Source organism: Levilactobacillus wangkuiensis, assembly GCF_016861605.1.
Classification (GTDB): domain Bacteria; phylum Bacillota; class Bacilli; order Lactobacillales; family Lactobacillaceae; genus Levilactobacillus; species Levilactobacillus wangkuiensis.
The window spans coordinates 67,168-92,067 of sequence record NZ_BOLM01000004.1 but is presented as its reverse complement, the minus strand read 5'-3'; the positions used below and the strand labels follow the sequence as shown (position 1 = coordinate 92,067).

At 50.7% G+C, this 24,900-nt stretch carries 18 protein-coding genes and 1 pseudogene; 10 read left to right on the top strand and 9 right to left on the bottom strand.

Annotated elements, in window-relative coordinates; all coding sequences use genetic code 11:
* Positions 1-140: 140 nt before the first annotated feature.
* Positions 141-1,559 (top strand): MFS transporter, encoded by a 1,419-nt coding sequence (locus JUF13_RS03915; RefSeq protein ID WP_203637832.1) that lies wholly within the window; start codon positions 141-143, stop codon positions 1,557-1,559.
* Between the two features lie 63 nt (positions 1,560-1,622).
* On the opposite strand, the gene JUF13_RS03910 is transcribed toward JUF13_RS03915, so the two are convergent.
* Positions 1,623-2,066 carry an ASCH domain-containing protein gene (locus JUF13_RS03910; protein WP_203637831.1) on the bottom strand — a complete coding sequence of 148 codons (444 nt, stop codon included), beginning with the start codon at positions 2,064-2,066 and terminating at the stop codon, positions 1,623-1,625.
* Between the two features lie 282 nt (positions 2,067-2,348).
* On the opposite strand from JUF13_RS03910, the gene JUF13_RS03905 reads away from it, so the two are divergent.
* Positions 2,349-2,657 (top strand): DMT family transporter, encoded by a 309-nt coding sequence (locus JUF13_RS03905; RefSeq protein WP_020089766.1) that lies wholly within the window; start codon positions 2,349-2,351, stop codon positions 2,655-2,657.
* Positions 2,658-2,672: 15 nt separating this feature from the next.
* Positions 2,673-3,056: a DMT family transporter gene (locus tag JUF13_RS03900; protein ID WP_125763421.1), complete on the top strand. Its 384-nt coding sequence runs from the start codon at positions 2,673-2,675 to the stop codon at positions 3,054-3,056.
* Positions 3,057-3,847: 791 nt separating this feature from the next.
* Here the strand turns inward: JUF13_RS03900 and JUF13_RS03895 are convergent.
* Both JUF13_RS03895 and JUF13_RS03890 read right to left on the bottom strand, forming a co-directional pair.
* Positions 3,848-4,618: a D-alanyl-D-alanine carboxypeptidase gene (locus JUF13_RS03895; protein ID WP_203637830.1), complete on the bottom strand. Its 771-nt coding sequence runs from the start codon at positions 4,616-4,618 to the stop codon at positions 3,848-3,850.
* Positions 4,619-5,325: 707 nt separating this feature from the next.
* Positions 5,326-6,093: a D-alanyl-D-alanine carboxypeptidase gene (locus JUF13_RS03890; RefSeq protein WP_203637828.1), complete on the bottom strand. Its 768-nt coding sequence runs from the start codon at positions 6,091-6,093 to the stop codon at positions 5,326-5,328.
* Positions 6,094-6,346: 253 nt separating this feature from the next.
* On the opposite strand from JUF13_RS03890, the pseudogene JUF13_RS03885 reads away from it, so the two are divergent.
* Positions 6,347-6,601 (top strand): annotated as a pseudogene (locus JUF13_RS03885) (DMT family transporter); the annotation flags it as partial.
* Positions 6,602-6,683: 82 nt separating this feature from the next.
* Here JUF13_RS03885 and JUF13_RS03880 read toward each other — a convergent pair.
* From JUF13_RS03880 to JUF13_RS03870, 3 genes are all read right to left on the bottom strand, one after another.
* Positions 6,684-7,502, bottom strand: a complete 819-nt coding sequence (locus tag JUF13_RS03880) for an SDR family NAD(P)-dependent oxidoreductase (protein WP_203637826.1) — start codon at positions 7,500-7,502, stop codon at positions 6,684-6,686.
* 14 nt (positions 7,503-7,516) lie between these two features.
* Positions 7,517-8,368: a quinate/shikimate dehydrogenase gene (locus JUF13_RS03875; protein WP_203637825.1), complete on the bottom strand. Its 852-nt coding sequence runs from the start codon at positions 8,366-8,368 to the stop codon at positions 7,517-7,519.
* Positions 8,369-9,079: 711 nt separating this feature from the next.
* Positions 9,080-10,312 (bottom strand): MFS transporter, encoded by a 1,233-nt coding sequence (locus JUF13_RS03870; RefSeq protein WP_203637824.1) that lies wholly within the window; start codon positions 10,310-10,312, stop codon positions 9,080-9,082.
* 497 nt (positions 10,313-10,809) lie between these two features.
* Between JUF13_RS03870 and JUF13_RS03865 the strand changes: the two genes are divergently transcribed.
* Together JUF13_RS03865 and JUF13_RS03860 are read left to right on the top strand one after the other, a co-directional pair.
* Entirely contained in the window at positions 10,810-11,694 is an 885-nt protein-coding gene (locus JUF13_RS03865) for a LysR family transcriptional regulator (RefSeq protein WP_203637822.1), read from the top strand.
* 708 nt (positions 11,695-12,402) lie between these two features.
* Positions 12,403-14,121, top strand: a complete 1,719-nt coding sequence (locus tag JUF13_RS03860) for a phosphoenolpyruvate carboxykinase (protein WP_203637821.1) — start codon at positions 12,403-12,405, stop codon at positions 14,119-14,121.
* 430 nt (positions 14,122-14,551) lie between these two features.
* Here the strand turns inward: JUF13_RS03860 and JUF13_RS03855 are convergent, their stop codons facing one another.
* From JUF13_RS03855 to JUF13_RS03845, 3 genes are read right to left on the bottom strand one after another with little or no spacing between them, the layout of a single operon-like run.
* Positions 14,552-15,517 (bottom strand): electron transfer flavoprotein subunit alpha/FixB family protein, encoded by a 966-nt coding sequence (locus JUF13_RS03855; protein ID WP_203637819.1) that lies wholly within the window; start codon positions 15,515-15,517, stop codon positions 14,552-14,554.
* A gap of 13 nt (positions 15,518-15,530) precedes the next feature.
* Entirely contained in the window at positions 15,531-16,322 is a 792-nt protein-coding gene (locus JUF13_RS03850; RefSeq protein WP_203637817.1) for an electron transfer flavoprotein subunit beta/FixA family protein, read from the bottom strand.
* A gap of 10 nt (positions 16,323-16,332) precedes the next feature.
* Entirely contained in the window at positions 16,333-17,454 is a 1,122-nt protein-coding gene (locus JUF13_RS03845) for an acyl-CoA dehydrogenase family protein (protein WP_203637815.1), read from the bottom strand.
* A gap of 254 nt (positions 17,455-17,708) precedes the next feature.
* Here JUF13_RS03845 and JUF13_RS03840 point away from each other — a divergent pair, with 254 nt between their 5' ends.
* The 4 genes from JUF13_RS03840 (at position 17,709) to JUF13_RS03825 (ending at position 24,151) form a co-directional block, all read left to right on the top strand.
* Positions 17,709-18,731, top strand: coding sequence for an aldose epimerase family protein (locus JUF13_RS03840; RefSeq protein ID WP_203637813.1), 1,023 nt, complete (start codon positions 17,709-17,711; stop codon positions 18,729-18,731).
* A gap of 1,071 nt (positions 18,732-19,802) precedes the next feature.
* Positions 19,803-21,536 carry a phospho-sugar mutase gene (locus tag JUF13_RS03835; RefSeq protein WP_203637811.1) on the top strand — a complete coding sequence of 578 codons (1,734 nt, stop codon included), beginning with the start codon at positions 19,803-19,805 and terminating at the stop codon, positions 21,534-21,536.
* An 861-nt stretch (positions 21,537-22,397) separates the two neighbouring features.
* On the top strand, positions 22,398-22,643 hold the full coding sequence (locus JUF13_RS03830; RefSeq protein WP_203637809.1) for a hypothetical protein: 246 nt from the start codon (positions 22,398-22,400) through the stop codon (positions 22,641-22,643).
* A 62-nt stretch (positions 22,644-22,705) separates the two neighbouring features.
* The gene (locus tag JUF13_RS03825) at positions 22,706-24,151 is read left to right on the top strand and encodes a glycoside-pentoside-hexuronide (GPH):cation symporter (protein WP_203637807.1); all 1,446 of its coding nucleotides are present in this window, start codon (positions 22,706-22,708) and stop codon (positions 24,149-24,151) included.
* The last annotated feature ends 749 nt before the right edge of the window (positions 24,152-24,900 follow it).

Genomic DNA, 24,900 nt, shown 5'->3' with positions numbered 1-24,900 from the left:
ATAATCCCATTGTACCAAAAATTACCCAATAAGTAACTTCGTTCAACAAGGGTCGCGGGTTTGGTTTACAGCGCGCGGGAAAAGGACTAGGATAGAAGTCAGTTAATAATGTTTCTAAAGTAGCAAGAGGAGTGAGAGAAGTGCAGGAAAAGGCAATCGATTTACAGGGAAGAGCGTACAGCCATTTAGCATTTATCTGGACGCTGCTGGCGGGGACCTTCACCATGTCCATCAGCCAGTCGTCACTGTCCACGGCGTACCCCACGTTGATGAAATACTTCAACGTGCCGGCGTCCACGGTCCAATGGCTCACGACCGGCTTCATGCTGGTGATGGTGGTCATGATGCCCGTCAGCCCGTGGCTGTTAAATAACATCCGCTTTCCGGTCTTATTTGTCAGCGTGCTGGCACTATTTGACGTCGGGACGTTCATCATTTATTTGGCAACCAGCTTTCCGTTGATGATGCTGGGCCGGGTGATGGAGGCCATGGCGGTCGGCATCATGTTCCCGTCGTACCAGACGGTCATGTTGCGGATCACGCCGGAAGCTCAGCGGGGCGGTGTCATGGGCTTCGCCGGATTGGTCATGGGGTCAGCGTTAGCGGTTGGCCCAATCATCTCCGGCATCGTGTTGCGCTACACCACCTGGCAGGGGCTGTTCGTGGTCTTCATGGTCATCATCACGATTGTGTTCCTGGTCGCGTTGAAAACCATCAAGGACGTCATGCCGCAACACAAGGCCAAGCTGGACTACTGGTCCGTGCTGAGCAGTGTCGGCTTCATTGGTATCCTGTACGTCGTTAACCAAATTGGCAAGACGGCGGTCAACTGGACGGCCATGGGCGCGCTGCTGGTCATCAGCTTACTGGCGGTGGCCTACTTCGTTTACCGGCAATTTCATGTCGACGCACCGCTCCTGGATTTACGGGTGCTGAAGACGGTTAATTTTGACCTGGCCGTGCTCTTGACCGGGGCATCTTACATCGCTTTGATCGTGGTCACGATTGTCTTTCCACTGTACTACCAAGAAGTGCTGGGCATCTCGCCGTTTGCTTCGGGGATGGCGCTGGTCCCGGGGGCCGTTGTGTTGAGCCTGCTAAACCCCGTTACGGGGAAATTGGCGGATAAAATTGGCTTTAAGGCCACGATGCTGACTGGGATGAGCATGATCGTGCTGGGCTGGCTGTGGTTGACGCTGGTCGGTGGCCAACAGTCGCTGCTGGCGATGATCTTAACGGCCACCCTGATTGAAGGGGGCAACGCCTTCGTCATGATGCCCGCGGTCACGTTGGGGGCCAACTCCCTGCCTGACCAGTTGATCTCTCACGGGACGGCGGTCATTACCACCGTGCGGCAGATTCTGGGGTCGACCGGGGTTGCCGTGGCTACCTTGATTCTTGCCACCGTTACGGCCAGTCATTTGAAGACGGCGGGTCACGTGGCGGCGAACCTTGCCGGCTATCATGCGGTCTTCGCCACCTTCCTGGCGGTCGCCGTGGTCGGTTGGATCTTCGCAGCCATGTTGCGTGACGGTCGGAAGTCTAAGGCCGTTGCTTAATTTTTGACATAAAAGAGGAGTCGTCCCACACAGTTCGTGCGAGGCGACTCCTTTTCTCATGTCCTAATCCACGCGTTCAAAGACTTCGCAGAAGCAGGGAATCTGTTCATTAAAGGTGCGGCCCATCTCGTGGTAGGCAGCGGTGAAGAAGGCACGGTGTTCCCGCCGCCACGTGGTCAGCGTGCGGTCGTCTTCACCCTCGTGGTAGGCGTGCTCTTGGGTGACTTGGTCAAAGGGCACGACCTCGGTGACCTTGGTCTGCGTGATGCAAACGGGTTGGTCGTGGGCGTCTAAAATGATGTTGTACTCGCCCACAAAGGGGAGCGGCTCGTCGGCTTCATAGAGGTCGAGCGCCGAAGTCGTGGCGGTCTTCTGACCAATTTTAATTAGGTGCGCCAGCAGGTCAGCGGATTCGTCGGTTGCGCCAAAGGCATAGGTATCGTGGTGAGTCGTGGTAATTTCGGGGTGGGCAGCTTTGAAGTGCTGCCAAAAAGTTTCAACGTCCATGGGAAGCCTCCTAAATAGGTATTGGGATTACTGTACGCCATCTGGCGAGGTTAGTCTAGGAGACTTTGGTTAGCGATGACGGCAAAATGGTGGATGGCCTAGGCCAATCTTCGAGTGGCTATTCGCGAATTTAAGCTGACGAAACGGTATTCGGCTAAATGGCTAGATACCGCTATCTGTTTGTCACAAAACTGTAATCAGCCAGGCGTATCTTTTGATTGCCTTTTGCTTAAATTTTCTTTAGAATAGGACCACAGCGAAAATTTTAGCGAGGTGATAGATATGGCATACGTATTATTGTTCGGTGGTATTTTTATGGAAGTTGTTGGCAGCTTTTTCTTGAAGCAAGCAAACGGGTTTCGGAATTTAATCCCCTCGATCATGGTGTTAGTGGGGTACTTTAGTTCATTGATTTTGGTGACACTCGCCATGCAAAAGCTTCCATTAGGGGTGACGTATGCCATGTGGGCAGGTCTCGGCACAGTGGCGACGGTTATTTTGGCCGTTGTAGTGTACCGGGAACGGCTCAGTCTCAGCCGGATTAGTGGCTTATTGGCCATTGTTGTTGGCGTGATTCTATTAAATAGCTAAAAGGGGGTCTGCACGATGCGGGCATGGTTACAGTTGGTATTCGCCATCGGTGTCGAAATTGTCGGGACAAGCTTGTTGAAATTCTCAGATGGGTTCACTCATCGGTGGATTGGGATTGCGGGGATGTTCCTCTACGGACTAGCAATCTTTAGTTTCTCGTTAGCCTTACGGCAGCTCCCCCTCAGTGTGGGCTATGCGGTCTGGGCTGGTGTCGGTACAGCCATTACTGGCCTAATTGGCGTCTGGGCGTTTGGTGAAGTCTTGACCGGATTTAAAGTGGTGGGGTTTATTGCCATTATCATTGGCGTTGTTTTATTAAATCAACCCGTCAAGGCGAGCAGTCCGCGGCCAGTTAATCCGTGGGTCCAGCGCTTACGTTCACGGACCTCGAGTCATTAATTAAATTAAATTAAAACAGAGAAAGCACCGTCTCGTCTCCCAATATTTGGGGGATGAAACGGTGCTTTTAGATTGTAAATCTATATAGAAGATCAAAGGTACGATACGATTTTCAGTAAGCGCCTAATAACTGACCGTGTTGAATTACAAGCTAAAAATAAGATAGTTTTGAGGACACGCCATTTTATTTCCATACTTTAGGCAGCTGTTGCGTTTAATTCGCAGTGGTCAACCGGTCGCTGTGTAAAATTCCATGGTAAATAAGTTGCTAGTTCAGATTCTTTTGCGAATGCCGGCAGTTGGGGAATGTTTTCTCAAAGATAAAGGATGTAATCTCGTGGATTAACACCACTTGCTTTGGCCGATTCAATTAATGTCATCCAAACGGTTGTAGCTTTTGCTCTAGCTGGACTAGTGCTGAACAGTCAGTTTTTTGTCCAATCACTAGACTCTTCGTGTTGCGTTCGGCGGCGTTTTTACTGAGATCAAACTCACCATGTTCAATAATTTCATTCAATGTGGCTCGCTGATTTTACGCATAGGTAATTACTTTGCCAAGCTGGTTTTTAGGCAACTCATCTGCTTGATCAATTCATCTTCAGAATTTATTAAGGAGACCTCGCAATTGATCACGTCGCCGGCACTCTCTAGAACGCGGGGAGAAGTGTTGCCATTTCCTGTTCAAGCATAAACATTTTAGCCAATAGTTTTAAGGGCCGACTCATTTGGATTCTTCCTTTAACGTTTGCTGCGTCATAGAACCATAAATCTTGGTTCGCGGCATTTTGTAGCTAGATTGAAGGCATTAAGAGGATCATTGACGTACCATAATTTTTACTATGTTTAGGAAACGCGTAAGCACCAATGCGATAGCCTTTGAAGTCTGTAAATCTTTTATTTTGTTTGGACAGACGATCTTTCAACTGAGACTTCTCTAAAACAATGAAATTGTCAGACTTCTTTAGAGAGACGCTAGGAACGAATCGGGTTACTGACGGTTCATTTTCCCAGCCGACCGCTTTTTCAATAACACTCGTATAGTTGTCACCTTGGCCACCAATATACATGAAGAAAAAATTTGCGGCTGCTTGCAGTGCCTTATCTGGCACCGACCCGGGGAATAGACTAATCAACTGCTGATTTAATTTGTCATCCACGTTATAGGTGCTCATTGAGGCCCCAAATGGATCGGTAATCGTACCTTGTGGGTTAGCTGGATTGACACCTTTCTTCATGTAACCAGTCCAGACATACCCTTTTGCTTTACCACTACCATTTGTAACTTGCAGGTAAGTACCACTATTTTTAGGGGATTTCATAGCATACTTTCCGGTGGCATACCAAGTGGTTTTGGGATAGTTCTTTAGATTATGTTGTCGCTTCGTGTGCGTCTTATTCCATAGGTAGCCGTTTTTTGCTCTTTTTGCGTAATATGAAGTAGGTGACATGGTCTTCAGCTTAGAAACTTTGTATGTTGATGCGTGAGCGCTTGCTAAGTTTAAGCTGGCCATTCCCCCGATTATGGCACCTACCAGTAACAAATTAAAAAGTAATTTTTTCATGCGTCAAACCCCTTTGTTTTATTAAATGTTCTGACTCCGAAAACAGCATACCTTATTTCAGTCGATTGTGCAAAACTGATATTGGGTAGACACGAGTTTGCCATCAATATACTGTTTCGAGTAGTGTCTGTGCGCCTGTGCGTGAACAATATTTTTATCGTTTTAGGGGAGGGCCATTATGAAATTAGGTGTAAAGAGGTATTTAGAAGACGTATTGCGAGATTGTCCACGCACGAACGCGTATATTTTGCGCTGACTTGATGAGTTAGGAGCGGTAACGAAGTCGGTGCAAAATACGAATGATGGCCGGCAATGAGAGTTAACGATTGCTCAGAATCGTCGTTTTTAAATGAATGTTGCGTCAAGTACTGCTTAGATTATAGTGATGAATTGAGGCTGATTGACCCTAGCAGAGAATAATAACTTCAAAATAATTAAACTAGACCTGCTAATTATTTTGAGTAGCCAAGAAAGGAAGAGAGGGCCCTTGAATCAACTGTATGTAACTTTAATAGATGTCGTAACGATGGATCTAATTATCATTAGCCCTTTAGAATTGATAAGAATTTGCTCGGATAATTAATATTAATGGGATTAAGAGACCGGAAAACAGGTCGTTATAGAAAATTGGTCCTAGAAATCACAGATAGATTTCTAGGACCAATTTTTAATTGAGATCTAAGAACTTTTGCCCCAAACCCGTTTTGTTATTTAGGAGGCAAGATGACAATTGAGAATTCGCCGTAGTATTTGCTGTGCTTTGGAAAAGCATATGCTCCAATGCGGTAATTTTTGAAATCCGAAACGGTCTTACCTCGTTCTTTTAAGATTGCAATGATTTGGTTCTGTTCAAATGTCTTAAAATCAGTGCTTTTATCTTTAATTAAGGTGCGACTACTTAAACCAATTTCGCTATCAATGTCATCACCAAGCATGAGATTGCCATAGTCGTAAAATCCGTCACTAATATTGTGATAAATGTAGTTCAGGTTTGCGAGCTTTTGTAGTGTCTTGTCTTGGATGCTCCCTGGGAATAAACTTAATAGTTGTTGATTTAATTTCTTATCGACATTGAAAGTGCTCATGGACACCCCAGTAGGTCCTACAATAGTGCCTTGAGGGTAGGCAGGATTAACGCCTTTCTTCATGTATCCGGTCCAGACATAGCCTTTGGCCTTACCACTTCCATTTGCGACTTGCAGGTAAATACCACTGTTTTTAGCAGATTTCATGGTGTATTTGCCAGTAGCATACCAGGTTGTTTTGGGATAATTTTTCAAATTATGTTGACGTTTAGTGTGAGCCTTATTCCATAGATAGCCACTTTTGGAGCTCTTGGCGTAGTAAGAGGTGGGTTGCATACTATTTAGTTTGGAAACCTTGTATGATGACACATGAGCTTTTGCTGAGCTTAAACCGGTCATTCCGCCGATTACGGCTCCCAGTAATAATGAACTAACAAGTATCTTCTTCATGATTCATTCCCCTTAATCTGATTAGTAGTATGTGCGGCACGCGGTACATGAAAATATATAGTCCGTATGTGTACCTTCGTGGTGGACAAATCAATTCCATTACTTTATTGGAAATATTCTAAAGTAACGAACAGTGGTCAGCCGTTCTATAATTCATTCTCCTCCAGTATGGTTTCATTACGAGCTTGAGGCTAGAATACCCTATTTCACTCAATTGTGCAAAACTAATAATTGGTATTAATGTATTACCCAAGGGTACTTTAGTTTATTGATTTTGGTGACACTCGCCATGCAAAAGCATCCATTAGGGGTGACGTATGCCATGTGGGCTGGCGTCGGCACGGCCATTACTGGCCTGATTGGCGTCTGGGCGTTTGGTGAGGTCTTGACCGGATTTAAAGTGGTGGGGTTTATGGCCATTATTATTGGCGTGATTTTGTTAAATCAACCCGTCAAGGCGAGCAGTCCGCGGGTCCAGCGCTTACGTTCACGGACCTCGAGTCATTAATCCATTAAATTAAAACAGAGAAAGCACCGTTTTGTCTCCCAATATTTGGGAAATGAAACGGTGCTTTTAGTCTAGCTAAAGATTAGTGAGTCTCCGCAAAGCCGCGGCGGCCACCGGGCTTGGGGATCTGATTCTGCATCATGACGCTGAAGCCGCCATCGATGGCGAGGCCGGCGGCGTTGATGTAACTGGAACGGTCGCTGGCCAGGAAAAGGATGGCGTTAGCGATGTCGTCGGTCGTTCCGATCCGCTTGCTGGCGGTCAACGTCTTCCGGCCCTTTTCAACCTCGGGGTCCGCGTAGAAGGCTGCCGACATTGGTGTCTTGACCAGGCAGGGTTCGAGGACGTTACTGCGGATGCCGAACATCCCCCATTCAGCGGCGACCTGCTTCGACAGCATGTTGACGCCGGCCTTACTGGTACTGTAAGCGCCACTATAAGTTTCGGGAATATCGCTGGCAACCGTGGAAATGTGAACGAAGGTCCCATGTTTCTGTTCGATCATTAATTTACCAAATTCGTGGGTGACTAAGTAGTAGCCGTTGAGGTTAACGTCCAACACTTGTTTCCAGGTGGCGTAGTCCAGGTCTTCCAGCGGGTCGAACTTTAAAATTCCCGCGGTGTTGATGACAACGTCAACGTGGTCAAAGGTGTCCTTGACTTGGTCAACGGCGCGCTGGACGCTGGCTTCCTTGGTGACGTCACAGGTGACCGCCAGTCCAGCGATGTGGTATGTGTTGATCAGATTGGTGATCAGGTCAGCCGTTTTATCTTGGTCCATATCCAAGGCGACAACCGTGGCGTGTTGCCCGGCCAACGCCTCACAAATTTTAGCGCCCATGCCACCGACGGCACCGGTGACGACGCAAACTTTTTCTTCTAAGCCTAACCATTCTGCCATGTGAATTTCCTCCTCTAAAGTGACATGTCTTTCAGCGGCATCTTTTGTCCGGTCCACAGCTTAAAGGCTGCGGCACCTTGGTTGAGCAGCATGCCCTGACCATTGATGACGTGCGCCACGTGGGCCTGGTTTGCCACGCCCATGAGTTTCGTCACGCTGGGTGCGTAGACGGTATCGAAGACCGTCATGTCTTGATGGAACCAACTCGGGTCGTCTACCAACGTTTTGTCGACGAGCTTACCCATCCCCAAGCCAGTGGCATCGGTGTAAACGTCGCTCTCACTGATGCTTTGCTTAAACTGGTCGCGGTCCTCTAGGGGATAGAAGGTGGCGTGGCAGTCGGTCTGCTCGTTGATGATTTTGACGATGTGTTGGGCGTTTTTGACCGAGGGGTCGTTGATATTAAAGACGTTCAGCGTTTTCAGTCCAGAAAGTGCGGCCTGAATCGCAATGGGCGTCCCGGCACCACCGACGCCTGCCAGCGTCATGGTTTGTCCGGCGAGGCTGACCCCGTCGTCCTTTAAGGCCTCCACAAAGCCAATGCCATCAGTCGTGTAACCGGTGAGCTCGCCATCGTGGTTGACGACGGTGTTCACGGCGCCGACCAGTTCAGCCGTTTTGTCGAGGTGGTCCAGCAGGGGAATCACAGCCTGCTTGAACGGCATGGAGACGCTGGCCCCCAGCATTTTAAAGGCACGTAACGCGTTGACCGCAGCGGGGAGCTGGTCGGGTTCAACGTCAAAGGCGAGGAAGCGCGCGTTGATATCGTCTTGGTCAAAGGCTGCGTTGTGCATGGCGGGGGACTTGGAGTGCCCGGCGGGATGCGCAATCAAGCCAACTAATTTTGTATGTCCATCAATTTCCATAAATGAGACCTCCAAATGATTTTGAGCGGGTTAAACGGTTTTTATCAGCGCCTCCGGGATGGTGAAAACTGAGCCGTGACGCTGTGGGCGAACGCCCGGAGCCAAAGAGCGGTCTCCGAGCTTACTTTGAACCGCTGAGGAGCACGTTTCAAAGATATCAGTTGTCTAAGCGGTAAACCGCTAAGACAACTCCCACGGCTGAGCTCATTTTCACCATCCCTGCGGCTAACCTTGTTTTGACTGGAACAAGTCAATTTCAATCAATGCTGGATAGTGTTTATGCGATTGGTTGTGTGCGCACAATTTACACAGCTTGAGCGGCTTGCATGAGTTTAAGTACATCAATCGGGCGCATCAATCTATTTCAATTATTGTGGTAATTGTTAAGTCAATTTCATGCTGAATAGATGAATCGTAAATTAAGTTTAGTCGTCAATCTGTACTATCTAGTTGATTGTTAATGCGAAATGACTAATCTCTGTCATTGGTATCGCCTAGTCTGAGCCAACTCTGGGCAGGTGCGGAACCCTGTGTCGCTGGTGTTAGACCGGTGACTTTCCGGCCTTACAGCAGGGGATAGGTTTAAGACTCACGGTTCTTGTGAGGCTTAAACCTAAGTTCGAAGACCGCTTCACAGGCTTCGAACGTGCCTCAGAGGGTGGGAGCACCTGCCCGGAGTTGGCGGCCAGGTGGACAACCAATGACCAGCGTTTAGGTCGTTTCGGCGTTGACGTGCTTGCCGATGCCTTGGTGGATCAGGTACAGGTCAATCAGAATCCCCACGACAGCCACGCCAATGGCAACCAGATAAGAACCATAGTAGGCCTTGGTGCCGGCGGAAGCGTTCATGGACAGCGTCGCAATTTGTGGGCCAATCAGCGCGCCAATGGCGTAACCGAAGAACATGATGCCGTAGTTGGTGCCCGAGAACTTTTGGCCGAACGTCTTACCGGTTAAGGTTGGGAAGACGACCAGCACACCGCCAAATGAGGCGCCGAGAATGATCAAGAACAGGGTAAAGACGGCAACGTTTTCGGCGTAGCGTAAACCGGCCAGACCAATAATCGTGAGACACAGAATAATCAGTAACGTGTGGGTTTCTCCTAATTTATCAACCGCACGACCCGTGATCATCCGGCCAAAGAAGTTGGCTAAGGTGTTGACCACGACGAAGTTAGCGGCAACGATTGGTGTCAGTTGTAATTGAATTTGCGCGATAGAGGACAGGGACCCAATCAACATGATGCCGGCTGTACAAGCAATCGCGAAGAGTAAGAGTAACAGCCAGAAATTTAAGGAACCCATCATTTCTTTAGGCGACTTCCCAGTGGTTGCGGGAGCAGGTTGGTTGTCGTCGGACTTCGGCGTTTCAGGTGATGCCATTAACCAGCCGACTAACCAAATCAGGGCTAAGTAGGCAATTCCAATCGGCATCAAGCCGTTGGCGCCCATGGTGTCACAGAGCCAAGCCCCAGCCTTCGCTAAGACCAGCGGCCCGAGAGAAGCGGCCCCCAGCAGCAAGCCGGAGATGGTCCCACGCTTTTCGGGGAACCATTTCAGCGTGGTCAGCAGGGAAGGGTTGTAGAGCAGCCCGTTCCCACTACCGGCGAGAATCCCAATGGAGAAGTACAGGAACCAGATGTTGTGGGCGAAGGCCCCTAAGAACCAGCCGAGGCCGAAGATGAAGCCACCCACGTACATGAGTTTTTTCGGTGAAGAGTGGTCGATAATCCGACCGGAGAGAATCCCAAAGGCTGCCATGAAAAATTGATAAATGGTCAGCGTCAGGGCAACCTGGGAAGCCGTGGCGCTGGTTGCTTTAACCAGTGTGTCGGCGAAAACGGAAAACGCTGCGGATGCGGAACAGCAGAAGATGATGATGAAGGCCGCGGTGAAGATGAGCCGCCGGTGGCCGGATACTTGCGTCGTGTGTGTTGCTTCCATAATAAAACACCGCCTTAAATAGAATGTCGCCACATTTAGTTGTCTTTGTCGGGTTCAGCGCCTCCGGAAGATTGAAAATGGGATTGGAACGCTGTGGGCGGACACCCAGAGCCAAAGGGCGGTCTCTGGGATGCTTTGAACCTCTGGGGAGCGAGTTTCAAAGACACCAATGCGCTAACCCGCAAAGGTCGCGGCTAAGCGCATTCCCACGGCTGGACCCATTTTCAATCTTCCTGCGGCTGACACTGTCACAAGCCATAAGTTTGGTCGCCCGTTTAAGGTGACCTTTTATTATGAGTTGGGGGTGTCTTTGATTTTAAAAACTGTGTGAGCCTGACGGGATTATAAATGTGGGGATGAATGGGAATAAGTTCGAATTAGAAAACGTTTTCTACGCCCTTTATGTTAAGGTGTAGGAGGAGAAAATACCAATACCGATTGGTCGGGGATTGATAGTCAGCGACTATAGATTGTGAACCATAGAACAGGAGGCGCCTATGAATTTAAATCAGTTACGTTACTTCGAATGCGTTGGCCGGTTGGAGAACTATACGCAGGCTGCCCGGGAGTTGCACGTTAGTCAGCCGAGCTTGACCAACGCCATTCACAAGCTGGAAGACGAATTGGACCTGACGCTCTTTGCGAAGCAGGGACGTCACATTGTGTTGACTCACACAGGTAGTCAGCTCTTACAGGTGGTTCAAAAGAGCCTGCAAACTTTGGACGATGGGGTGGCGACCATCCAGGCAGCTACTGCCACACGGCCCGTCACGATTCGGGTCGGCTGTATTCCCACGGTGATCGGCACCTACTTGCCGAAGGTCTTGCATCAGTTTGAACAGGCGCACACCAAGCAAATCAGCTTTGAACTCCATAGCGTGCCCACCGAGAAAATTCAGACGGGGTTGGCGGCGAAACAATATGATCTGGGCATTGCCGCCACGGACAGTCGCGAGACGGGGGTCCTGTACCAACCGCTACTGAAGCAGGCGTTCATTGTTGTGGTGAGCCCAGACCATCCGTTGGCCGGGCGCGAGCAGTTGGAACTGAGCGACCTTGTTGGCTACGACGTGTTGACCTATACACCAGAGCTATTGATTGGCCAAAAGGTTCGGCGAACGCTCAAACGACAGGGGGTTATCGACCAGCTCACGGTCAAGGCGGACTACCCCGATGAAATTTCCATTGCGGGGATGGTCCAATCGTCGCTAGCGGTCGGCCTGGTGGCGGATACGCTGTACTTAGAGGCCTTTAATTTGGTGAAAATTCCCGTCAACGTGCCCGAGGACTTACGGGTGATCTACGCCATGTATCGCGCGGATAATCCCCAGCACGACACGTTGCGTCAGTTGTTTCAATTATTTAAATCGGCGGCGGACTGAGAAGTCACTTCCCACGGGCCCCAATTTAGGCTAGAATTACCTATTAAGATACCTTTCTGGGACTCGCAAACTGGACCGCTTCGGCGGGGAGACTCTCCGTTTCTATGGGGACCGGTGAAAGCCTGAGAAGCGGTCTTTCACCTCGCTTTGAACTCGGGGAAGTCACCCGAGTTCAAAGTCGTCCCGGGCTGTAAGGCCGGAAGACCGCCGACCAACAGCCCCGACATAGAACTCCGAGTCTCCCCGCCTTCAGCTAAGGTTGGCGAATCCCAATGGTATCTGTCTGGCCATTGGAAATTTTAGAAATTAGTCGTATATAAGTCGTGAAGTGATTATTTGTGTTAATGGATTGCCTTGGGATGATTAGATTGGTTTTGAAATAACCAAGTACCCAAACAACCAGTCATCAAATTAACCAAGTAAGCTTATTTAAGCAACAACAAGCCAGACAAAAGGGTTGAACCAGTGTGAGCCGTGAGGTTGGAAAAAATAGACTCAGCCGTGGGATTTCCTGAGGGGAACCTCAGGAAATGGTGATTTTGGGAATTGCATTCCCCCGTGTTTCACACTGCAAGTCTGAAGACCGTACCTCAGGCTTCAGGCGTCCTCCCCACCGCGTTCCGGTCCATTTTTTCCAACCGGTAAGGCGCAATAGGGCTGGTTCAACCCATAAAGATTAGGTTACATATATTTGAAAGGGGTTTTTGCATGCTAACACCAGAACCGATTGATTTGGCAGCCTTTTATGCCAATCCAGACCGGAGCGTGGCGGTTCTCAACTATAACGCCCGCTTTATTACCAGTATTTTTGATTTAGTGAACAGCCAGGAACTGGCCAGTTTTGTTCGGCTATTCTTGGATGAACAACGGGACAAGGTGCCGTTGGATGCTGACCCAACCGCCACTTTCAACTTGGTCTCACCCGAGACGTATTTGAATACGGTCAAGGCCATTCTGACCGATCATCCGGACGCCTACAGTCAATTCAAGCCAGCCGAAATCTTGGCCAGCATTGAAGACCTGTACTCTTACTACCGGACGTACTTGCGGGTCGCCACGATGACCGTGCGTCAAAACGACGTGGTCACCAGTGAATTTATGACGATCGACCAACATTTTAACGACTTAGTTATTCGCCTCTACCGGACGATTGAAGAAAAACTTCAGGGTCACGCTAACCACGTTTATCGGCAAATTAGCGCCGGATCAAGTGCCTGCGTCTTACTGGAACAGGTCCAGTGGCCCGAACCCGCTGGCTACGAAAAGTTAGCTGACATTCGGTTCATTAGTCGCTTGATGTTGCGGCCACCAATGATGCTTCACACCAAGAGCAACAAGCGTAAGGGCCTATTTACCGCGACCAAGGTCAACCCGCTGGAAAACTTCAAGGGGACCGAGGACGACTGGTTCTGCTACCCCGCTAAAATTGGGGAGAGCCTGGCCTACATCTACTTCCACCGTGACTATTTAGCCTCCGGAATTGCCTTAGCCAACCTGTTCCAACTGGCTGACAGCAAGGAAATCGCCGGCAAGAAGCCCGACTTGGTCCTGTTATTTGGGACGCCGGGGGTTGCCAGTGACGAACAGCCTGAGAACGGTCATTACTTCTATGACGAAGCCAATGGCATCTACGTGGGGCAAGTACCTTACAACGACCAGACCACGTACTTTGGCTACATGAAGAAGATGTGCCTGACGCTGCATAACCTCCACATGATTGCGGAAAAGAAGCTGCCAATCCACGGCTCGATGGTCAAGATTACCTTTGCCAATGGGAAAACTAAGACGGTGGTCTTCTTCGGGGACTCCGGTGCCGGCAAGTCCGAATCCATCGAAGCGCTGCAAAATGTGGCCGACGAGGAAATTGTGAACATCGAAACGATTTTCGACGACATGGGAAGCTTTACCTTGGCCGACGGGAAACTGTACGCCCAAGGGACTGAGACGGGGGCCTTTGTCCGTCTTGATGATTTGAGTAGTGAAGTGGCCTTCAACAACATGGACCGTGGGGTTTACATGAACCCTGAACAAAAGAACGCGCGGGTTATCATCCCAGCCAACACCTGGCCACGCGTCGTTGCCCACCATGAAATTGATATGTGGGTCTACGCCAACAACTACGGTGACGCCATCGGGATTCACCGGTTCGAAGACCAGGAGTCTGCCAAGGCGACCTTCGTTGCCGGGAAGCGTAAGGCGCTTGGTACTACCGATGAAGTGGGGATGAGTACGACCTTCTTCGCCAACCCATTTGGCCCCGTTCAAGAACAAGCCGCCACTAAGCCAGTGATCGACGCTGTCTTTGACCGCTTGTTCACGGACGATGTCTACGTCGGTGAAATCTTCACCCACCTGGGTAACGACAAGTCCCAAGACAAGCTGAACGAGTCCGCTCGCGAACTGTTGCAGGTCTTATTGAAGATGTAACCAGTTTGGCGATAAGGTCCGTTCCCGCCGGCGGATTCAAAGCGCCCTGCTATGGGGTCGGTTCCAGCCTAAGAATCGGGCTTACACCTCGATTTTGAGCCAAAGACCGGTCTCAAAAGTCGTCCCGCGAACTAGGCTGGAAAACGACTCCAGCCAAGGTCAGCGACACAGCCGGTCGCTTTGATCCGCCTCTGGTCACTGATATTGAGCTATCATGTTCACTAGGTTTGTGGTTTGAGGAAGCTCTTTACCGCAAGTCAATCTGTCATTAACGTTAACTAAAAGGACCGTACTTAAAAATCGTGTCACACCGTTAAATGGTGTGACACGATTTTTAAGTTCCAAGGAGTTATCGAAATGAGATTAGACAGATGCTTCAACGAAAAATTGACCAGCAATCGAAGCCGCAGGCGGGCTGGTGTTCAAATTTTTAGTTGAATTGCGCCAGCAGCGCCGTCATAAAGGCTTGGGCGTCCCCGACGTAACCATAATCAGCCACGTCAAAGATAGGGGCATTTTCGTCCGCGTTGACGGCGACGATTGTCTGGGAATCTTGCATCCCCACGAGGTATTGCACGGCACCACTGATTCCGAAGTTAATAATCAGTTCTGGGTGAATCGTGTTGCCGCTTTGACCGATTTGGTCGTCGTGGGTGAAGCGGTCCTGGTCCGTTAATGGCCGGGAAACGCCGATGCGACCGCCGAGCTTTTCGGCGAGCTTGGTGGCACTGTCGATGGTAGCTGAACTAGCGGCGCCACGACCTAACGCGACGACGCGACTGGCATCGCCGACGGTTGTGGCCGTGTTGACCACTGGGGTGGCGGCTTTCACTTGCAGGCGGTCAACGGGGTGGAAGGTCACCGTGGCCGTAGTGACAGTTGCGTCACCGGTTGCGGGCGCTGCCACGAAGGTGTTGGGCCGGACCGTTGCCATTTGTGGCCGGTGGTCGGGACAAATGATTTCGCACATGATGTTATCGCCGTAGGATGGCTTGGTGGCAACGAGGGTGTCGTCATCGAAGCGCAGGTCCAGGCAGTCGGCGGTCAGGCCGGTTTGGAGCTTGGCCTGTAGCCGGGGGGCAATTGAGCGGCCCGTAATCGTGGCGCCAAATAGAATCGAGTTGGGCTGGTAAGCGGTGACCAGCTGTTGCAGGGCGTCGGCGTGTTCCGCGTCGGTCGCCGTGGGGAACCGGTCGTCTCTGACAACGCGGATCTCGTCGGGCCCGTAAGCGGTGAGTTCATTTTCCAAATGATCATTGGTGGCTTCCAGCAAGATAGCCACGACACTAAATTGGTCGCCGGCTAATCCCTTGGCCTTGGTAATGAGTTGTTGGGTCGTGGGTTCAATATGATCTAAGCGGCGTTCCGCGATGACCCATAATTCTGGTTTTGACATAGCAGCTTCCTCCTTAGATTAATTGACGTTGCTTCAGCGCGGTGATCAATTGGCTGGCAGCCTCGTTCGGCGTCCCGGTCAGCGGGGTGAGTGCCCGTTTAACGGGTTCTGGCGCGTAGACCTTGGTCACGATGGTCGGTGAACCGGCCTGGCCCAAACGGGAATCGTCCAGGTCGAGGTCGTCGTGATGCCAAGTGGTCAACGGCTTGTTAAAGCTCAATTGAATGTTGCGGGGCGTGGGGTAGCGCGGCGTGTTCAGCTCGCTACGGACACTGACGACGGCGGGAAGTTGGGCGACCAGCGTCTGCTTGGTATCTTCTAGCAGGCGTTCGGCCGTGACCTCATTGGCGCCGCTCAGCCGTAAGTTGGCGGCGTAGGTGATTTGCGGTTGGTGTAAGAATTCGGCAACGATGGGGCCAACCTGGCCGGTATCGGCATCGACGGCTTGGCGACCAAATAAAATCAGGTCGGCGTCGCCAATCTTCTTCACGGCCTGGGCCAAGACGTAGCCGGTCGCCAGGGTATCGGCCCCAGCAAAGGCCCGGTCGGACAGGAGGACCCCTTCATCGGCGCCCATGGCCATGCCTTCACGCAGGGATTCAGCGTAGTCGTCGGGCCCCATGGTGAGGAGGACGACTTGAACATCGTCGCGACTGTCCTTTAAGTTTAAGGCGAGTTCAATCGCGTTCTTATCAAATGGATTCATGACGCCGGCCAATCCACGCCGATCCAGATTATGGGTGACGGGGTCGATGGTCACGTCGTTGGTTTCTGGGACTTGTTTGAGACAAACCACAATTTTCATGGGGAACCTCCTATTTCGTAAATTCAGCTTTGGCAATGGCGGAACGCATCTTCTCGACGGTCCCTTCGGCAATTTCCATGGCCCGGGCGTCGCGAATCAGGTGTTCCACGGGGTATTCACGACTGTAGCCGTAGCCCGCTAAGATTTGTAGGGCGTCGTCACCGGCGCTCACGGCGGCCCGGGAACCGTGGGCCTTGGCCATCGCGGCTTCCTCGCTGTACGGTTGGCCCGCAGCCTTTAATTGCGCGGCCCGTTGGTACAGGAGCTTCGTGGTTTCCTTACGCATCGCGATATCGGCGACTTTACGGTGGGTGACTTGCAGCTCGGTCAGCGGCGTATTGCCGGCCTTGCGTTCCTTGGCGTAGTCGGTGGAAATTTTCAATTCGTGTTCCATGATGCCGGTCAGCACGGCGCCCATCAGGATCCGGGCGTCATCGTGGGCAGAGTCACCGATGACCCCACCGTCGCCGAGCTTGCCCAGCAGATGGTCGTTGTCGACAACGATGTGGTCCATGACGATTTCACCAACGGGGGTACCGCGCAGGCCGATGAAGTCTTCGCGCTTCCCAAATGAAAAGCCGGGCATGTCCTGATCGACCACGAAGACGGATAATTCAGTCGGAGCGGTCTTGACCAGCACACAGTAGACCTGGGCCAAGCCACCGTTAGTAATCATGATTTTATCGCCGTTGATGACCCAGTGATCACCTTCACGAGTGGCCGTGGAACTGATGCCCATGGGGTTCGATCCCCCGGAGGCTTCGGTCATGGAAAAGGCGAAGATGCGGTCGTTAGCGGTGGGGAGCAGCGCCTGTTGTAAGGCGGGCGTCCCGTATTTTAGGATTTGGTCAATCGTTTTGAAATGGCCTTCAAGGGTGACAGCCGTGCTGGCGTTCCCCCGGGCAATGTGGTTCAGCACCGTGGCCGTAACCTCGGGGCCGAAGCCGGCACCACCGAATTCTTGGGGTAGCATAATGCCTAAGAAACCGGTCTTGGTGAGCTTATCGACGAAGCCTTTTGGGAAGTCCTGAGCAGCGTCCATGGACATGTCGTAGGGACTAATTTCCCGTTGGGTGTAGTCGTCGACCATTTGTAGTAACAGTTTCTCAGCGGCAGCAGTTGTAGCTGGCATAAATATTTCCTCCTTATCAAGCACAAATTGTGTAGTTCTGAACGATTGAGGCCAGTATAGCGAATAATCATTTGATAAGTCCAGTGAAACTTTATGATTATTGAATATCCGTCATGCCTATTGGGAATAAAGTGGATTCCTGAATTACATGGCTATTAGTAAAAGTTCTAGAAAATTTTAGTAAATAAATTGGTACTTACCGCCCGGTTAGAGTACAATGAAAACGGATTCTTTTATGGAGGTGCTAATTTATTATGAAGATTACGAAGAGCTCAGCTGGAACATTGCATGAACAAGCTGTTACGAAATACTTACTCACGAACCAACAAGGGACCCGCGTGGCCATCCTGACTTGGGGCGCGACCTTACAGGAATTTAGCGTGGTCGAAGACGGCCAGAAGCACAACTTGATTGTGAACCTGCCCGACTTAAAGGGTTACGATCACAACCCTTACTACCTATGCCAAGCCTTAGGCCGGGTCGCCGGTCGTATCGCCGGGGCCCAATTTGACCTCGATGGCAAGACAATCCACCTCGACCAAAATGAAAAGCCCAACGCTAGTCACGGTGGTCCCCACGGCTTTACCTTTGCCAACTGGGATGCCACGACGACGGAAACGGCCGACACGGCCAGCGTTGTCCTGACTCATACGTCCACGGAAGCCGACGACAAATACCCCGGCACCATGAACACGACCATTACCTACACGTTGACGGAAGAAAACCGCCTGGACATCACCTTTGATGCCAAGAGTGACGCCGCCACGTTGTTCAACCCAACGGTCCACACCTACTTTAACGTGACCGACGATCAACACAGTTTGGACGATCAATGGTTGAAGTTGAGCGGGGACAAGCGCCTGGTCTTAAACGGCGAAAAGATTCCAACCGGTGAAATGAGCAAAACGGCTGGTACCGGCTACGACTTTAGTAAGCCTCGGACCATCAAGGACGGCTTGGACCAATTACACCAGACGGGTCAAGTCGAATACGACGATGCCTTTGTCGTTGAACCTAGCAAGGACACGCCAATCGCTACGGTCGGTGACGCTGCTGGCCACCGTGAGGTCGAAGTTTACTCCGACCGGAACGCCTTGGTCGTCTTCACGGCTAATCCAACCGATGCTAAACGGGCCGATGACCGGGACTACAATGCCTTGGCGATGGAAGCGCAGACTTTGCCGGATGCGATTCACCATGACGGCTTCGGCGACGTCATCCTGCCAGCCAACCAACCTGTCACCCACTTCATCAGCTACCAATACACGCGTAAGTAGGTTTGCGCTGTGATTTGCCGCTTCGGCGGCTAGGTACTCCTGCCTGTGGGGCGACCCCGGAAGCCATAGTGCGGTCTTCCGAGGCGCTTGGAGCCTCACCTAGACCGTGAGTCTCCAAGACGTCCCAGGTTCTAAGGCCGGGAAATTCGCCCGACCTAAGAACCTCGACACAGGCATCCGTGCCTAGCCGCCTTCAGCTCACACAGCGTCACCTGACTTACGGTTGTATTCGTAGGATTCGTGGGTGACGGTGGTGTGGCTGCGTTCTTGTTGGATGTGGTTGTGACGAGAGACAGTTGTTGATTGCTCTGGAGCCTCACCCAAACCGTGAGTCTTCAAGGCGTCCCTAGTTCTAAGGCCGAGGAAACCGCTCGACCTAAGAACCTCGACACAGGCATCCGCACCTGTTCACCTCCGGGTAAAGTTAGCGCAAGTTACTGACGCTAGTATTAGTAGGATTCGTTGGTGACGGTGGTGTGGCTACATTCTTGTTGGGTGTGGTTGTGCTGTTGTTGTGACTGTCCGATTAACTTTTTGCGTTAGTCGGGACATGATTAAGTTGGATATTTGGATTTGATGATATATTTAGAGAGTAATCCATGCTGGTGAAAGCTAGGGGATGATTGTAGTTTTTATTACGGTTATCCATTAGCTAAAACCAGTTTAAATACCATGGACTAATTAGCCCATGAGTGAATAGAATAGACACATTGAATAGATAAGACACATTGCTGCGGGTTAAACGCGTATCAGCCGCAGGGATGGTGAAAAATGGCCTGGCTTGGTGGATGTTAGTGACCAGAGGCGGGGCAAAATGCACAGCTGTGTCGATGGTCTTAACTGAGTGGTTTTCTCAGTTTAGTCCATGGGACGACCTTTGAGACCGCTCTGTGGCTCAAAGTCGAGGTAGAAGCCCGCTTCTCAGGCTGGAACCGACCCCACAGCAGGGCGTTTTGAACCCGCCGCCGGGAACGGACAGCGACCGTCACGGCCCAGTTTTCACCATCCCGGAGACCATGACAACGACAAAGTTTAACCCAAGTGCAAGAAAACATAAGGAGAGATTTGAACATGAGTTGGCAAGATAATTATCAAGTTTGGCAACAACAGCAAACGATGATCCCTTACATTAAGCATGAACTGGACGCCATCGCTACTGATGACGCCGCTAAGAAAGCCGCATTCACGGCGCCCATGAGCTTTGGGACCGCGGGGATGCGGGGCGTGATGGGACCTGGTATCGGTCAGATGAACGTTTACACCGTTCGTCAAGCTACCGAAGGGGTGGCCCGTTACCTGGACACTCTGGATGACGCCACTAAGCAACGCGGGGTCGCCATCAGTTTTGATTCCCGTTACCACTCCCGTGAGTTTGCCCACGAGGCCGCTCACGTCTTGGGTGCACACCACATTCCTAGCTTTGTCTTCGATGACATGCGGCCCACGCCCGAACTGTCCTTTGCGGTGCGGCATTTAAACACGGCCATGGGCATCATGATCACGGCCAGCCACAACCCTAAGCAATACAACGGGTTTAAAATCTACGGCCCAGACGGTGGGCAAATGCCACCCAAGGCCTCTGACATGATCACCGATTTCGTGCGTTCCGCCAAGGATGTCTTTGCGATTGCCGTGGCCGACGAACAAGAACTGCGGGCCGCTAAGACCTTGCAGATCATCGGTGAAAACGTTGACCAACCTTACCTGAAAAACGTTGAGAGCGTCACCATCAACGCCGATTTGGTTCACTCAGTAGGGAAGACCATGAAGTTGATCTACACGCCACTTCACGGGACCGGTAAGGTGATTGGCGAACGGGCCTTACGTGGTGCTGGTTTTGAAAACTTCACCATGGTGCCCGAACAAGCCATTGCCGACCCTGAATTCCCAACGGTGCCATTTCCTAATCCTGAGTTTGCTCAGGCCTTTGATATGGCGATTGCCCTCGGGAAAAAGGAAGGCGCTGACCTGTTAGTCGCCACCGACCCCGATGCCGACCGGTTAGGGGCCGCTGTGCGCCAACCAGATGGTGAATACCAACTGTTATCCGGGAACCAGATTGCGTCGATCTTGTTGGCTTACATTTTAAAAGCCCGCAAAGCAGCGGGTCAGTTGCCAGCCAACAGTCGTGTTGTGAAGTCCATCGTTTCCACCGAATTGGCCACCAAGATTGCGGCCGCTTACGGCGTTGAAATGAAGAACGTGCTGACCGGCTTTAAGTTTATCGCCGAACAGATTCACGAATACGAAACGACGCATGAACACACCTTCCTGTTTGGGTTTGAGGAAAGTTACGGCTACCTGATCAAGCCATTCGTTCGGGACAAGGACGCCATCCAATCGACGGTGCTCTTGGCCGAAGTCGCTGCCGACTACAAGCAGCGGGGGATGACCCTTTACGACGGCATCGAAGAACTCTACGCGACCTACGGCTACTTTGCTGAAAAGACTACGTTTGAGGAATTCCCTGGCGTCGATGGGGCTGACCAAATGGCCCACTTGATGAGTGAGTTCCGTGAGAATGCGCCGAAGTCCTTTGCCGACAGTACGATTGACACGGTGGAAGACTTCTCGACGAGCACCAAGACTGAGGCCGATGGCACGACCAGCACGATTGATCTGCCACAGTCTAACGTCTTGAAGTACTGGCTGAGCGATGGCACCTGGATCTGCATCCGGCCTTCAGGGACCGAACCTAAGGTCAAGTTCTACATCGGGACCAGTGACACGACCGATGCCGCGGCACAAAAGCGGCTGGCAGGGTACGAGTCCGCTCTCAAGCAATACGTCGACTCCGTTAAATAGCGGATTCGATTTCGTTCCCGGCGGCGGGCTCAAGGTGCCCTGCTGTGGGGCCGGTTCCAGACTGAGGGGCGGTCTTCCACCTCAACTTTGAGCCTGGGATTCGGTCTCAAAGGTTGTCCCATGGAACTAGGCTGGGAAAGAACCCCAGCCAAGTCCATCGACACAGCCGGTCACCTTGGCCCGCCTCTGGTCACTGACACGGATCAGCTAGTTAACTTTCCGTGTTGGTGGTTGGTTGTCAGGATGTTAAGGTGTTTGCGAAATTGACTGTAGTACTGACCTCGGTCGGTACCACTTAACTTAAATAACGTTATACGTGAACAGTCTGTGACTGGTCCTTCTGTGAGGGGGCCGGCGCAGGCTGTTTTTCTTTTTGGGGGATTTATTGGTCGTGGCCAGTTCTTCGGTCAGTAGTTGGGGAAGGAGGCTTGGTGTTTGGATTGTCAGCAGTTGGTTTTCATTGGTTGTGATTTAGACTTGGATATTTGTCCGGCAGTCATGAGGGGGAACTGTGGCTTAGGAAAAGACAACCGGTTGTTGACGACAGTTTCGCCTCGGTCTGTTCATTTTCACAAACTTTCAGAACGGTCGATTGGCCGTTTTCGTGAAAAACAGGGGATTTATGATATTTACTACGTGCTTTACTAAATTTTTTATCAAGAAAAAGCAACCGGTTGCAATCGCTTACAATTGCATGGTTCGTCAATAGTTAGTATATTTTTACACAATGAAAGTGGTTGCATTTATCCGGACATGTCCTTAGAATAATGATTGTAAAGCGCTTACATTTTACTTAAACCGTTGGCGCAGGTTTTACCAGATTTAGCTAAACTTTATTTTAGAAAACAGAGGTGTTTCAAAATGGCTAAGAAGGATGACAAGATTACGTTGGACCCAGCAGTGTTCGCTGCTGCGGTATTAGGTGGGAACGCACAATATCCAGATGAAGAAAACAAGTTGTACATCAAACGGCAACTGACCCTTTACCTGGAAGCAACGTTATTGGCCCAAGACTTTAACCGGCTGGAAGAATCCCAGTTCGATATGGCGAAGGCCCAACAACGGGAAGAGGTTCTTTCCAAGATCATCGAACACCGGTACCACTAAGACTAAGTGGTCGCCGTTAATTGTCTGCAACATTTCTCCCGTTGAAAGGTGTGAAACAGAAAATGATTAAGCAATATGTCTCATATGCTTTGGGGGCGTTCGGTCACGATGCCTTCTACGCAACCCTAAATACTTATTTTGCCATTTTTGTTACCAGTGCCCTGTTCGTCGGCAAGGGTTCCGCTGCTGAAGCCGGAATCGTTACCTCGATGGTTGTTATTATTCGTTTAATTGAAATTGCTTTTGACCCCATGATTGGTGGGATGGTTGATAATACCGATACCAAAATGGGTAAGTTCAAGCCTTGGCTGCTTGCCGGGGCCATCGTCAGTTCCGTTGGGTTGATCCTGATGTTCTCTAGCCTGTTTGGGTTAGCGGACTCCAACTCATCCTTGTACTTCATGCTCTTTGGGATTGTCTTCGTCATCATGGATATCTTCTATTCATTCAAAGACATTTCCTTCTGGTCCATGTTACCTGCTTTGAGTGTTGATACCAAGGTTCGTAACAAGTTCGGGACGGTTGGTCGTTTCGGTTCTACCTTGGGTTCTCAAGGGGTCATCATTGTCGTTACCCCATTGGTTATCTACTTCTCACAACAATTCTCAGGGACGCATGGCAGTACCCAAACCCGTGCCGGTTGGTTAGGATTTGCAACGGTTATCGGGTTAGTTTCACTGTTAGGTGCCTTGGCAACCTTCTTTGGGACTAAGGAAACTACCAGCTTGATTCGTGAAAACACTGAACGGACCCGGTTCCGCGATGTCTTCAAGGTTATTGGTGAAAATGACCAATTGATGTGGTTAGGTTTCTCATACCTGTTGTTTGCCTTAAGCTACGTGGTTACCAACTCACTGTTGATTTACTACTTCCGTTACGTTATCGGGAACGCCGCTGCTTACAGTGTTATCGGGATTGTCACCGCTATTCTGGGGATTCTCTCCGTGCCACTGTTCCCAATCATCGTTTCCAAGATTACGCGTAAAGGTGTTTACATCGGCGGTATCTGCATGATGCTGGTTGGTTACATTCTGTTTAACCTTGCCGGTAGCAGTGCCATCATGATGTACATTGCCGACGCCATCTTCTTCTTCCCATACCCAATGATTTTCTTAGCTGCCTTGATGACCATCACCGACAGTGTGGAATACGGGCAATGGAAGAACGGTACGCGGAACGAATCCGTGACGTTGTCTGTTCGTCCTTTGATTGATAAATTAGCTGGGGCCTTCTCAACGGGGATCGTTGTGCTGGCCGCTGTACATGCCGGCATGACCGGTAACGCTAAGCCTAGCGACATTACCGCTCACGGGATGTTCATCTTCCATTCCTTCATCTTCTACATGCCAATGATTTTGCTGGTCGTGGCTGCCCTGATTTACCAATTCAAGGTAACCTTGTCAGAAAAGAAGCATGCTGAAATCGTTAAGGAATTGGAATCTAAACTAGAAACTGAAAAAGTTGAAGAAGAAGCCGAAGAAAAGGCTGAAGCCGCAACTGAAGACTAATGTTAAATGTGAGCCCTGGGGGATTAATCTCCTAGGGCTTTTCTTTTAGCCAGTGTGCGGTGGGGGAGGGAGTTGCTGGGCGTTCCCGCCTGCGGTCGTTAGGGTCGCTTCACCTGGTGGGACCCGCCTCAAGCCTGAGAAGCGGTCTGCCCAGGCGATTAGGCGCCTGCAAAATAACATCAGTCTCCCAACGCGACCCGTGTTCTAGAACCGAGAAAGTCGCTCGTTTCAAGAACACCGACACAGAATTCGCTATCAGCTACCTCCGGCTCCCACTTAGATTGTCTGGGATTGTTAAATGGCATAGGCGATTGGTTTAGCTGATTCTGTTTGATGACTGATATTGATACCAGTAATATTAGTGCATGGATTACGTGTCTCTAGAATCAAAGTGATCAATGAATAGTGAAGTAATCTTGTTGCTACGGACTGCAATGGTAGTCGCAGGGCCGGTGAAAATAGACCAGTTGTAGTAGTGACCAGAGGTGAGCCAAGGTGACCAGCTGTGTCGATGGTCTTAGTAGAGTGGTTTTCTCTACTTAGAGCATGGGGCAACCTTTGAGACTGCATCTCAGGCTCAAAGGTGAGGTGGAAGCCCGTACCTCAGGCTGGAACCGCCCCCACAGCAGGGTATCTTGAGCTCACCGGGAACGGAGGCAGGTAGTAGAAAATTGTTACCAGGAACAAAGAGGCAGCTACGTGCGGACACAATATCAGCCGAGAGGGCGGTCAAAATGAACTCAGCCGTG